Origin of the sequence: Leptospira wolbachii serovar Codice str. CDC, assembly GCF_000332515.2 — a bacterium.
In the GTDB taxonomy this organism is placed as follows: Bacteria; Spirochaetota; Leptospiria; order Leptospirales; family Leptospiraceae; genus Leptospira_A; species Leptospira_A wolbachii.
The window spans coordinates 1-13,151 of record NZ_AOGZ02000012.1 but is presented as its reverse complement, the minus strand read 5'-3'; the positions used below and the strand labels follow the sequence as shown (position 1 = coordinate 13,151).

The following is a 13,151-nucleotide window of genomic DNA, read 5'->3' as shown; positions in this document are numbered from 1 at the left end:
TAACTAATTGCAATTAACGAACTAGGGGATACGACGTTCCTCGTAGCTGAGCCTCGCAGAGGCGTTAGCGTCGGCGCGTCTTCTTGCGGAGCGAGAAGCGTGACGGAGAGGAATGTGGCGCAGCCCAAGCGAGGCCTCGTGCCGAAGCGAAGCGTTTCCCCGCTGTTATGCGTAGAGTCTACGTATAAAGATCAAGCTTATGGACTTTGCTCATTAGTTTGAAATGTTTATCCAAAGTGAATAGAGTGCATTGGTTTTGAATAGTATTTTGAAGAATCAGTAAATCCGGAATGCCAATTTTATTGATTCCGTGTTTGAGGTTTGTTATCTGAAATTCGATTAATTTGTTTCCAATCTATAGACTATTTCAAAACTTTCAATTGATTCCAGTATTTGAATTAATTGATTTTGTTTTTTGACTTTAAGATATGGAATTATTTCAGTCAAAATTAATTGATTTGTAAAAATATTTCCTATATCGATCAATTTATCAACCTCTGAAGAGACTTTGGAATTAGAATTTCTAAAATATTCGATCCAAACGGAAGAATCTAATAAAACTTGATTCATCTTTTTCTTAATTCATTAAGATTTATATCAAGATCGATGGTTCCTTTGAAATTTTTCAGGTTTTTCAACTTTTCTTTCCTAATTAATGTATTTAAACCTTCTTTAATTACAGTCTACGCGTTAGTTTTTATATGAGTAAGTTTCATCGCTTCTAAAACTAACTCTTCTGGTATATCTATTGTTGTTCTCATCTTATGCATAATTCTATTATTTTCTATGCATAAGTCAAGTTCTGTTTTCTGGCACAATGGTAAAAGTTAAGAAATTCTAATTTTCCCTTTTCTTTAATATTTCTGTTACCCATGTCCTGAGGCATACAATTAGGTCATTACGCATAACGAACTAGTGGAGACGACGTTCCTCGTAGCTGAGCCTCGGAGAGGCGTTAGCGTCGGCGCGTCTTCTTGCGGAGCGAGAAGCGTGACGGAGAGGAATGTGGCGCAGCCCAAGCGAGGCCGTACGTGTCGAAGCGCAGCGTTTCCACGCTGTTATACGCTGGTTGCTACTATAGAACTAGAGTTAGTCTACGCGTAGGAACTTTATCTTTCTTTCCGACTTTCCCCATAACTTTCTTAAATCCGTCTTCAATTGATTCATTAGTTTTTCCTTGAATGCGTTTTTTGAAAAAGTTAGCAGTGTCAATATCGCTGATGCCTCTTGTAAAAGCATATAAAGCAAATTGATTAAGAGAAACACCTTGTGTCGCAGCAGTTTTTTCAATTCTTTCTTTAAGATCTTCTGGAATACGAATGGTGAGCACATTTTTTTTATTCATAATTTAATCTCCAAAATTTAGTGAAATCTGTGGGAGTAATAACTTTAAAGGAATCAAATTTTAGATCTTTATTTTGGTTAAAATCTTTAATATTTGAAGTAATTAGGTATCGACTGTTACTTGCAAAAGCAAGTTCAACAAAAAGGTTGTCGTTTTCGTCCCCAAGATTAGGTCTTAGTAAATAGTTAATAGAAAAAGGCGTAGCCACCAAAGCAAGGAAATCCAAGACAAGATTAATTTCCTTTTTAGATAAGCCTAAATCAGATATTGACTTATCTCTAAGTAAAACATCCGAATATTCTATAAAAACTGGTGTTGATAGAGCTAATTCAATTTTCCTGTTTTCGACTAAAGCTAGTATAAAATGTGAAGCACCTCTACTATCTCTTAGAGCTTGATATAAGACGTTTGTATCAATAGTTACCCGCACAGATATATGATATCAAATATGCTATCATATATCTACTAAATTTTCGGGCATTTCCTATTTTATTTCTTAATCTAGGCTAAATTTTAAAGGAAAAGTTAGATTTTAGCAACTTGCGTATAACGAACTAGGCTAACCGACGTAGGCTGGCCCTGAGTCCCGGAACGGGACGTTAGGGACTGGTCACGACACTTGCGAAGGCAAGGGGAGTGCCAGAAGCCTATGTGGCGCAGCCCAAGCGAGGGCTCGTCCCGAAGCGAAGCGGTTAGATGCTGTTATCCGCAGTGGCTATTGGTACGGGCCTATGAATTTGTCCCCATTAAAATGTATCATATGTGTAGGGTGATCTGCTAACCAAACTTCAGTTTCCCAGGCAATGTCCTTAATATACTTGTTAAGTATTTTCTTATCTGGAAAGGCAGTAATGAATACTAATTCATATTCCTTTTTTCCGAAGAGTTCTTGTAATTCAAGATAGCGTTTACTATCGATTGGGCCATGACTTGTAACGGCTTCAATTAGACAAAGCCAGTTTTTTTCTTCGAGATATAAAATGACATCCGGCATTTTCCCGTGAGTTTCATATTGAATACCCAGTTTTTCACAAAGATTTTTATCACAATATCCCCATTTGGATTCTGTATCTCCAACGTAAACTAGTCTCGAGCCCGCTAAAAATAATGCGGATAAATCAAAAATAATCTTTTTAATAAGATTACTGTGTTCTCCAGGAGATAAGGTTAAGCTTATTTTTCCGTCAATGACAATAGGAACTCGATGTTCATCTCTAGCCATCGCGTATTTATCTAGCAAACCTTGCTGGTTTTGGAAAAAAATATTTAGAAGATTATTATATTTATTGTTACCGAATTCTTTTACTATTTCAAGAATAAGACTAGAGATATGGTAAACTGCTTTTGGACTATTGGTAGGTCTACTTAAATCATCTGGATTGTATTCAGCAATTCCAGCTTCAACAAATTGATGTAATGTAAATCTTCGAAAAGTCTCCCTGGAATTAGGGGCATAAAGTTTATCATACTTTTCTTTCGCAAATTCCATTATTGGTGTAACCCCAATTAATCTTTGTTTTGCATCTTTCCAATCAGAATCTGGTTGAATATCCGTGAGTGCAAGTAAGCAAAGAGCAGATCTTTCGTTTATCTGCGCCGAAGGAAGACGCAGGTCTTTTAAAATTTGTAAAGCTTGTTCTAATTTAACATGCATTTGAGATAGTATTTAGATAAATATCAATAAGTTCTGTGTTGATATTTTCGTGATTTTTTTCTGCCCATACACCCATTTCCGAAAGAAATTCTAGTGAAGGATACGGAATCTTTCGGAGGTCAGAAGCATTTACTTGAGTATGACCACTAAATTGTCTAAAAAAATTATCTACATAAGTTGAATTTAAATAGCTCATTAGTCCGTAGCAGATTTCGATAGAAAGTCCTGATTTATTCATATGAAAAACATTTAAATGGTTTTCGAATCCGAATAGTGGAAAGTCGAAATCTTCTGCCAATAATAAACAAGCAGAGATACGTCGTTTTTCTTCCTTTGAAGAGAACCTTTTTACTAAAACATAATTTCCTTTAGGGTAAAGTAATTTAGTTGTTGAAGAATTTGATTCGATATAGTTATATTTTTTAAAATTTGGCAGAGGCCATTGGATTTGAAATTTCGAAAAGTGAGAAGGATATAATAAAGGTATTTTAGAATCTGACGGGGTATTTGAAAGCAGGTTTTTTAATCTAAAATCTACAACCGGACCAGTCGAAACCATTAAATTTAAATCCGGTAAAGTAAATTTTTTAAAATCTACATCGGAGACTTTGTAATCGAGATTAGGAATATGAATAACCAAATCTTGATCATTTTCTTTAATTATATCCTGATAGCTATAGTTTTTCACTGAAATTTCAGAGAAGTCCGCTAAATTCGTATGTGAAATTTTTATTTTATTAGTTAATGATGTTTGCTTTGATTTTCTAACTAGATGAAGAATAACATTCTCTTGTAAAACATCATCGTCTCCAAAAGCAGATCTTCTAGAGTTTATCAGATGTATTTGTCTTATCATAGTATTCTCTAGCAAAAATTTGCGAAATGATTTATAATAGACACCGTTGCAAAAACTTCTTGGGATTATTCCTACAAGCTCACCGTTCTCTTTAAGCTTGCTTATCGATAAAAGCATAAATGCTGAATAGAGATTCACAGTATCAAGATCGAGAGATTTCAACAACGGTTTATACTTCGAAAGGCTATTTATTTTTTTATAAGGGGGATTTATGATAATGTTAGAATAATAATTTTCTAAGTTTCGTAAACGACCCAGGCAACAATCTTCAATAAAATCAGCATTAAAAATATTAAGATTTAAGTTATCTTTCTCATATAGATTAAGATTGTCCTGTAGAGTTGAAATAAACTTAGTATCTAACTCAATTGCATCGATATTTAATTTTCCGTTTGGATTTTTTTCGAAATACTGCTCTATAAATGATGATGTTAGAGAGCCAATCCCTGCACCTGGATCTAAGAGAGAAAGGTTGTCTTCGGAAAGATTTGAAAATAAAGAGGCCATGAAAGTGGCTGTTGAGAAAGGAGTAAAAAATTGACCTAAGTTGGATTTCTCAACTTTTTGAGTTGCTGAAGAGACCAATATTCGGCTTTTATCAATTTTCTCAAGGCTTTTCATTATGTCACATTGAAGGGTATTATAACTTATTATTAAAGTAAATACAATTTTGCCATTGCGGATAACGAACTAGACTTACCGAAGTTCCCCGACCCTGAGTCCCGGATACGGGACGTTAGGGACTGGCATGTAGCTTGCGCAAGCAAGGCGAATGCCAGAAGGGGAATTTGGCGTAGCCCGAGCGAGGCCTTGTGCCGAAGCGAAGCGGTAAGTCGCTGTTATGCGATAGTGCCTAATTTATTTATTAGATTTTCCCTTTGATGGCCATATGATTTTTTCTCCTGTAACTCTATTATAAATTTTATAAGCGGCATCTAAATATTCTTTATTTTCTTCAGAAGTCATTTCGAAATATTCGATTATTTGTTCCTCATTAAATGTTGGAGAATTGTGAGTTAAAGTTTCTATTATCAATTCTTGTTTATGTTTGAAATCTAAAGTATCATTGTAAAACTTTTGAATTTCTTGAAATAATTTAAAATCTAATTCAGCTATCAACAGAGCAGTTTTTTCATACCAGATGTTAGAAAATGTTGGGAAGGTTGAAGAGGAAAAATGTTCACTCGTTTCGTCTGCTACCCTAAACTGATATTTATCATTTTTTAACGTAACTATTTCATATGATAAATTCTTAAAATTTCGAAATGTGTCAATATAGTTGGAAAGAATAAACGATGAATTTCGAATATCATAAGACAATTGGTGTATTTCTTGACCTAGAAAATTCTTAATTGCATTTAATTTGTTCTTATCGTTTTTTTTTCTTTTGAAATATTCAATTATTTCTTTTGCAACAAAGATTGTTACAGCTATTGTTGCAGTTATGGGAAGAAAATTTTCAAGTTTTGGGGGCATTTTATTATTTCCTTTTTATTTTTTAGGCATTTCGCATAACGAATGAGCGGAGACGACGTTCCCCGACCCTGAGTCCCGGAACGGGACGTTAGGGACTGGTCACGTAGCTTGCGTATGCAAGCGAGTGCCAGAAGGGGAATGTGCCGCAGGCCAAGCGAGGCCGCAAGTGCCGAAGCGAAGCGTTTCCGCGATGTTACACGCAGTTTTGCTTTAATTGATGTTCTTTAATGCTTCACAAAGTTCTGATCCTATTATCTTTCCAAAAGCAAGATTTTCTTCTGGTTCATTGTTATTTAAACTAGGACCAACATATTCGATATTTTCGATAAATTCAAAATTTATTAAAGGATTAGTAATGGAATAGTGATATAGGTTGTAGTTGTGGAGTTTCTTGGAATTGTATTTTGATGAAGAATGTTTCGAAAGTTGGTCAGAATTGTTATATAAGTCTCCAGCGGATTCTTCATCATCTAAAATTAAATGAAGGTCAATTCGTTTAGGTTGATTTCCTTGATAATCGTCCGACAAAATTTGTAGTGATTCAGAAGAATTATTTAGAAATTTAGAGAAGCCAATGTATCGGTAAATTCTTTTGTTTTGTATTGAGCATTTTTTTAAAGAATCGATAATTCCAGAATATAATCCCAAACTATTTTTTTTACTTCTACCGTTAAATTTATTTTCGATGTGAATTACATACTGATTATAAGAATTATCAATTTTCTTAAGGAAATTTGTATTTGCTTTCTGGAAAGTATGTTTTGAAAAAGTGCAACTTGCGAGATATAACGCAAAAGGCAGTGTTAAGATTTTTTTCATTTCAGATGTTAAGTTTGCAAAATTGCGTGTAACGATAGAGGCTTACCGACGTTTCGTGTAGCTGAGCCTCAGTAGGAGGCGTTAGCGTAACACGAAATGTGCCTTTAGGCCGAGCGAGGGCCCCACGAGAAGCAGATTTCCACAGAAATCTGAGGCGAAGTGGATAAGGACCTGAGCGAGCGGTAAGGCGATGTTAATTGCAGTTGGTTACCTATTGAATTTGTTAGATATACGAAGTGGGCTTATCCCAAGCGCGCAAATTTTCGCTCATATTTGTTTTTCTTTAAAGCGCGCCAATCATTCATGAAGCTTGGGAACCGTGAAAAAAATAATATAATGTAGAGCGAAGTAAATCTCTTCACTCATATTTTTTTCTTTAAATCACCTGAATCTCGCACAAAACGTTAAAACCAGACCAAGATATAATTCAGAGAAACGCTATTTGTATCTCTTTGAATCTTTAAGAAAATTTGCGCGCTGATTTTTTTTGAAGAGATTTAACCAATTGCAATTAACGAACTAGTGGAGACGACGTTCCTCGTAGCTGAGCCTCGCAGAGGCGTTAGCGTCGGCGCGCCTTCTTGCGGAGCGAGAAGCGTGACGGAGAGGAATGTGCCGCAGGCCAAGCGAGGCCGTAAGTGCCGAAGCGCAGCGTTTCCACGCTGTTATACGACGTTTTCAAGTGTAAAAGTATGTTTTATATAATTAAGCAATTTAATTAATGAAATGAAATTAGAAAATATCAAATTTGATTTCGTTCTTAACAGTAATATATCCAGTCAGTAAGATTGGTATTGGAGTAAAGAATACAAATGGTGGGTTACTAATTGCTGATGAAAAAGTAATTCCCCAAGTAAGGATTGCATGTTTTTCATCAATTCTTTAAACGGGAAGATTCATGAAGATTAACGAATGTGATTTATTTGTAAAATCTAGATAATTGCATTTATATTCTTCTTGGTAAGGTGAATTTATTTTAGGTTGCTGGAGGCATTTTTCTGTGGAAATGAAATCTAGTTTCAATTCTGCTTTTTCGTTTTTAAATAGAAATCGGGAGGTGTTGTAATGGAGGTATATATTAACGCAATATTCCTTTCTTTCTAAGTCTATTCCTATGTTTTCTTTATTATATCTTATTTTTTCTTGAAGAATTATCTCTTCGCACTTAATTTCGTGTTCAGAAATCTTTTTCATTTTTCTAATTTGAATATTGATCAGTAGAGGAAGTTCCTTAAAATCCTGAAATTCTAAAAATAAGGTTCGATTAGCTTCAAATTTATTATATATATTCTCATTGAATATTTTATATTCAATATTTGATGCGCAATTGTATGAAGAAAACAAAAATATATAGAATATAAAGCGGGATTTCATATTTTCGATATGTGAATTTATTAATTTAGGTTTTTTCTAGCTGGAAAGTTTAATCTTCGAATCTTATTCCAAAAATTTAAATTCCAATATTTTATATTAGTTTTTTGAAAATGTCGTATAACGAACTAGACTAACCGACGTAGGCTGGCCCTGAGTCCCGGTTACGGGACGTTAGGGACTGGAACGACACTTGCGAATGCAAGGGGAGTGCCAGAAGCCTATGTGTCGCAGACCGAGCGAGGGCGAAGTCCCGAAGCGAAGCGGTTAGTTGCTGTTATGCGAAGTATTTTTTAAAAACCTATTCCAGCATAAATTGAAATATACGAGAATTTTGATTCTTTTCTATCTGGTTCTTGAGGGAAATTTAATTCCATTCTATATTTGTGAGGTAATCCATTAAAGTAACCTGGGTCAAAAGTATAGTGATTCCTAACTTTACTTGAATTCATTGTTCCAAATTCAAATTCAGTACCTATCAGAAAGTTTTCGAAAAATTCTTTTCGATACCCAATTCCCAAAGTAGAAAAATATCTGTCTGAATATGTGGTGATTTTAGAATAAGGTTGAACTTCGATATTCCGACCAATATAAATGAAATTTTTTTGTTCAGTAGTGAAGCTTTTTTCAACTCCAATATTTAAGCTGGCATAGAAATTTTCATAGAAGAAATATTGAGATCTAATCATGAAATATTCTCCATATCTAGATCTTGAAAATTCACCAGTTTGCATGTATCCCGAATATGCACTAGGTACAAATCTATTGTAACTTTTTGAATTTTCTCCGAAATTATATGTGAAGCCTAAGAAAAATCGATTTGTAATTCCATAAAGTATTGATATATTAATATCTTCGCTACGTCTTCTGAATTGCGTTTCGTCATATCTGCTTAAAGAATAAGGCATAATGTAAATATGAACTTTCTTACGTTCTTTGTTTTGATTTGTAATTTCCTGCGAATAAATTTCTTCGACAAGATTATTAATTATGAAGAAAAGAGTAATTAGTTTTATTATTTGTTTAGTATTCATTTAATTCAGTTTAGATTTGAAAAATATTTCGCATAACGAACTAGGCTAACCGACGTAGGCTGACCCTGAGTCCCGGAACGGGACGTTAGGGACTGGCCACGACACTTGCGCAGGCAAGGGGAGTGCCAGAAGCCTATGTGTCGCAGACCGAGCGAGGGCGGAGTCCCGAAGCGAAGCGGTTAGTCGCTGTTAGCCGCTGCGATCTACTTTTATAGAAGTTCAAATGGAATATAAAATTGATTTTTATCGAATATATTCTCGATTGGAATCTCTCTGCTTAATAAGGATTTCAATCGAAATTGAATTTCATTTGCTTCAGGATTTTGCAGATAGATTTTACTCAATCGTAAAGAATCTTTGAGTAAGTTTCTATCAATTTTCCTGTTGAAAACAGGAAAGGAATAACCTATAATTACCAGAATTTCTGTTTCTTTAAGAATATCTTTAGCTAAATCTCTATTTTTTAATACTAATTTATTATCTGATTCCCATGCAAAAGCAAATGGAACATGTACTCTTGGATTATTAAAGATTGATTCTGAATATTTTAACAGTTCTAGGATTCCATTTCTATCACTTTTTGCAAAATTATATTCTAATAAATCAGTTCTATTGCCCCAATGATAAAAAAACGAAGCTGTTCCGTTTAATTTAATTAAGTATGGCTTCTTATCATCTAAATTTTCCTCTGGCGATCGAAAGACATTCAATATCTCTAAATGGCTATTATGATGTCCATAGTTAAGTATTTCTGAAATTGATTTTTCTAGTTGCATATCATAGTTCCATGATATGAAGTTTACATTGTTAGGTAACGAAATGTCGCCATTTTTTTCATCAAGCACAGATGATAGAAAAACCTCGTAACGGTTGTCTGTTTTACGAAGTAATTGTAGGATAGTTAAGTAAATTGAAAGTGCAAATTTTAAATTTCGTAGATCATTTGACTCTGCTCTAATAGATAAAATACGAGCATATGTATCAACAGATGCATGGCTTTCAAGGGTATTTTTTAGATCTTTAAGGTAGTCGAAAAGTATATAATTTTTATTTGTTTCTGGATTTATCTGTAGTTTTGGAAAATCGACTAATCTCTCAATCCTCTTAATATAATTATTAATTAAATTGGCGATATTATCCATATCTTCAGAAAAATTCTTTACAATGGGGATACAATTGAAACTGGCTCCAGCTCCAAGAATGTAAGTAATTTTAGTATTTTCCATTATGAATTTAAATTTTGATCGTTGCGGCTAACGAACTAGCGGAGACGACGTTCCTCGTAGCTGAGCCTACGTAGTAGGCGTTAGCGTCGGCGCGTCTTCTTGCGGAGCGAGAAGCGTGACGGAGAGGAATGTGCCACAGGCCAAGCGAGGCCTCGTGCCGAAGCGAAGCGTTTCCGCGCTGTTAGGCGAAGTGCATCATGTTAATTGAAGATTTTGTAGCTCAATTATAAATTTTTCTGCTTCTTTTTTCCCAACTTTTAAATACTTGCCTTTATCGTTTTCGCTCAGTATTTCTAATCTGCCGGGGAATCTACTTGATAGCACATATGTTCCATTTTTATTAATATTTTGGTACTGTGATATATCACACGTTTCTAAAGGAACTTCTCCTCGGTTTATAATAAAGGAATGTGAAGAAGTTGGTTTATTTACAACTATTCCTAAAACTGGATAATCACTTGAAGTGAATCTGGATGCAAGGCCATTTACATTTACTGCAACGTCGCCTACTGAAAGATTTTCTGCGCACTTAACAAAAATCACATTTGTATTTTCAGTTAGTTTTTCTTTTTGTCTAAACCAATTTAAGAGATTTGCAGATAAAGATGCAAATTGTGATTCATCGTTTGCTATTGTTGTTTGTAAATGGTTAATCTTATTTATATACTTATTTTCAATTGCTTGAATTGTAGTAAGTTCTACTTCCTGCCATTTTTTTCTCATTGAGTTTCGGATTTTAAGTGTTCCAGTTCTTGCTAATTCGTTATATGATTCTGTTATAAGGACGATTAACGGCATTAATAATGAATATAAAGCTGCATAGCATATAGGAGTAATAAAATCTATTGGATATTCTTGTTTAGATTGTATTATGGTTTTGATTGGATAGGAATTTATGATTTGGAATAAGAATATCCAGTTCGTACTGATAAAGAATATAGAATAGGAAAAAAGAAAAGTGTTACCAATTCGTTCATATAATTTTCCTTTAATTGTATCTGTTATTTCGTTAAAATCCATATTACTCCAATTATTGATGCATTTCGCCTAACGATAGAGGCTTACCGACGTTTCGTGTAGCTGAGCCTCAGTAGGAGGCGTTAGCGTGACACGAAATGTGCCTTTAGGCCGAGCGAAGGCCCCACGAGAAGCAGATTTCCACAGAAATCTGAGGCGAAGTGGATAAGGACCTGAGCGAGCGGTAAGGCGATGTTAATTGCAGTTGGTTATCTATTGAATTTGTTAGAAATACGAAGTTGGCTTATCCCAAGCGCGCAAATTTTCGCTCATATTTCTTTTTCTTTAAAGCGCGCCAATCATTCATGAAGCATTGGAACCGTGAAAAAAAATAATATGAATATGAGCGAAGTAAATCTCTTCACTCATATTTTTCTCTTTTAATCACCTGAATCTCGCAAAAAACGTTCAAACCATACCTAGATATAATTCAGAGAAAAGTTATTTGTATCTCTTTGAATCTTTAAGAAAAATTGCGCGCTGATTTTTTTTTAAGAGATTTAACCAATTGCAATTAACGAACTAGACTAACCGACGTAGGCTGGCCCTGAGTCCCGGTAACGGGACGTTAGGGACTGGAACGACACTTGCGAATGCAAGGGGAGTGCCAGAAGCCTATGTGGCGCAGCCCAAGCGAGGACTCGTACTGATGCGAAGCGGTTAGTTGCTGTTATGCGACGTTTCCGAGGTAATCAATCAAATTAAGCCACGGATGGCGTTTATACTAAGCTTTTAAGAGAACAAATTCCTCTTTTTTCTTGTTTCTTCTTGGAACGGCTTTAATTTCAACATCAAAGCCACAAGCATGAACATAATCGATTAAGTAGAAATTTTAATGTCAGATCTAGACTCAATTCTAGAAACGCTTACCTGGGAAAAACCATCAACATCGGTTTGTTTGATACCTTGGTTTTGTCTTAACTCAGCGAGTTTTAGTTTGAAAATTTCTTTCTGAGCCTCAGCCTTTGCTTGGTTAATTATATCTTGCGGAACAAATTTAGCTAAGTCAGTATCTAAAGTTTTTTAATTTCTTTTTTTGTTTTTCTTAAGCATCTTACAAATCACCCAAGTATTCAGAATATAATTCTTCTGATTTTTTAATCATCACTGGATAAAACTTTTTCGAAGTCGCTTTGTTTCCGCCAATGAGTAAAATAGCATTTCTTTTAGGGTCGAAAACAAAAAAGATTCTAAAAGGTCTATTTTTGCTGTTAACTCTAAGTTCCTTAAGGTTTTTAATCTTAGATCCAGTAATAGTATCTACGTGCGGACGTCCAAGCCTAGGACCGAATTCCTTAAGAATTTCAATAGAAACTAGAATATCCTTTTTTGCGTCATTATCTAGTTCCTTGATCCAGAGAATTAGTTCCTCAGTTCTCTTTATCTCATACACTAGACGTAATATAACATAGGAGTTATATCTGTCAATAGGCTTTTTTGTTAGCTTTTTATCCTTTATTATCTCTCTAACGGGCATGGACGCCCGTTTTTAATTGGGCTCTCGGAAATGTTCGCATAACGAACTAGGGGAGACGACGTTCCTCGTAGCTGAGCCTCTGAAAGAGGCGTTAGCGTCGGCGCGTCTTCTTGCGTAGCGAGAAGCGTGACGGAGAGGAATGTGGCGCAGCCCAAGCGAGGCCTCGTGCCGAAGCGAAGCGTTTCCCCGCTGTTATGCGCTGTGTCCAATGTATAAAGAATAAATGTAAATTAAAGATTTAAAACCTAATTCTTCAAATTTTTCTCGTTTTGAATTGTAGGTTTCATCAGACATTCTGCTTAATCATGATATATTCATTTTGAAAATAAATATTTTGATCTTTCAGTTTGCAATTTATTAATTATTTTTTTATATTGAGTATTGAGTTCAATATCATTTATTTCATTTCTATAGATAAAATATTATTTCAATGGATCAGTCAATAAATCAGGAAAATTTTTCACCAAGTAATACTTTGATTTCTATTAACTTTATCTAAATTTTCCATATTTTGAAAATAGAAATATATGAATAAATATAGAAATTCAATTTGAAAATTCAAGTTTTTCAATTTCGATTTTAAATCTAGAAAGAATTGTCCTCTATCGTTTATAATTATTAAATTATGATCTTTATTTGACAATTCAACAATAGGCCCCCATACCCGGACCAACAGTTTTTTGAATAAAATTTGAATTTAGATTTTTTCAAGTTCTGATTTGTAAGATTCGATATAATTTTATTAAATTTTATTTCGAAAGGAATCGTAAAAGTTCATATTTATAAAGTTTTATTGTGAGCTAGATTTGTTGCTTTAAGAGCGAAATTTTTTTTCTTAATTCATTTTTTTGGACATTGCGCATAACGAACTAGACT

Annotated in this window: 11 protein-coding genes and 1 pseudogene; all 12 read right to left on the bottom strand. The window is 34.4% G+C overall.

Features of this window, described 5'->3' with window-relative positions:
• Positions 1-339: 339 nt before the first annotated feature.
• The gene (locus LEP1GSC195_RS19945) at positions 340-570 is read right to left on the bottom strand and encodes a PIN domain-containing protein (protein WP_015680218.1); all 231 of its coding nucleotides are present in this window, start codon (positions 568-570) and stop codon (positions 340-342) included.
• Positions 567-770: pseudogene (locus LEP1GSC195_RS20205) on the bottom strand (type II toxin-antitoxin system VapB family antitoxin). Before LEP1GSC195_RS20205 ends, LEP1GSC195_RS19945 begins: the two are co-directional and overlap by 4 nt.
• Before the next feature lie 305 nt (positions 771-1,075).
• On the bottom strand, positions 1,076-1,345 hold the full coding sequence (locus tag LEP1GSC195_RS04055) for a toxin-antitoxin system HicB family antitoxin (RefSeq protein ID WP_015680213.1): 270 nt from the start codon (positions 1,343-1,345) through the stop codon (positions 1,076-1,078).
• On the bottom strand, positions 1,338-1,775 hold the full coding sequence (locus LEP1GSC195_RS19465; protein WP_084597391.1) for a putative toxin-antitoxin system toxin component, PIN family: 438 nt from the start codon (positions 1,773-1,775) through the stop codon (positions 1,338-1,340). Before LEP1GSC195_RS19465 ends, LEP1GSC195_RS04055 begins: the two co-directional genes overlap by 8 nt.
• Before the next feature lie 285 nt (positions 1,776-2,060).
• Positions 2,061-2,999, bottom strand: coding sequence for a BsuBI/PstI family type II restriction endonuclease (locus tag LEP1GSC195_RS04045; RefSeq protein WP_015680216.1), 939 nt, complete (start codon positions 2,997-2,999; stop codon positions 2,061-2,063).
• Positions 2,989-4,476: an Eco57I restriction-modification methylase domain-containing protein gene (locus tag LEP1GSC195_RS04040; RefSeq protein ID WP_015680217.1), complete on the bottom strand. Its 1,488-nt coding sequence runs from the start codon at positions 4,474-4,476 to the stop codon at positions 2,989-2,991. Before LEP1GSC195_RS04040 ends, LEP1GSC195_RS04045 begins: the two co-directional genes overlap by 11 nt.
• A 237-nt stretch (positions 4,477-4,713) precedes the next feature.
• Entirely contained in the window at positions 4,714-5,331 is a 618-nt protein-coding gene (locus tag LEP1GSC195_RS04035) for a hypothetical protein (protein ID WP_015680221.1), read from the bottom strand.
• A 210-nt stretch (positions 5,332-5,541) separates the two neighbouring features.
• Positions 5,542-6,150 carry a hypothetical protein gene (locus LEP1GSC195_RS04030; RefSeq protein ID WP_015680212.1) on the bottom strand — a complete coding sequence of 203 codons (609 nt, stop codon included), beginning with the start codon at positions 6,148-6,150 and terminating at the stop codon, positions 5,542-5,544.
• A gap of 1,664 nt (positions 6,151-7,814) precedes the next feature.
• Positions 7,815-8,555, bottom strand: coding sequence for a hypothetical protein (locus LEP1GSC195_RS04020; RefSeq protein WP_015680219.1), 741 nt, complete (start codon positions 8,553-8,555; stop codon positions 7,815-7,817).
• Positions 8,556-8,764: 209 nt separating this feature from the next.
• On the bottom strand, positions 8,765-9,781 hold the full coding sequence (locus LEP1GSC195_RS04015; RefSeq protein ID WP_015680215.1) for a hypothetical protein: 1,017 nt from the start codon (positions 9,779-9,781) through the stop codon (positions 8,765-8,767).
• 195 nt (positions 9,782-9,976) lie between these two features.
• Positions 9,977-10,801: a hypothetical protein gene (locus tag LEP1GSC195_RS04010; RefSeq protein ID WP_015680211.1), complete on the bottom strand. Its 825-nt coding sequence runs from the start codon at positions 10,799-10,801 to the stop codon at positions 9,977-9,979.
• Between the two features lie 1,051 nt (positions 10,802-11,852).
• Complete coding sequence (locus LEP1GSC195_RS04005; protein WP_232227679.1) at positions 11,853-12,275, bottom strand: type II toxin-antitoxin system RelE/ParE family toxin; 423 nt, start codon at positions 12,273-12,275, stop codon at positions 11,853-11,855.
• Positions 12,276-13,151 lie beyond the last annotated feature (876 nt).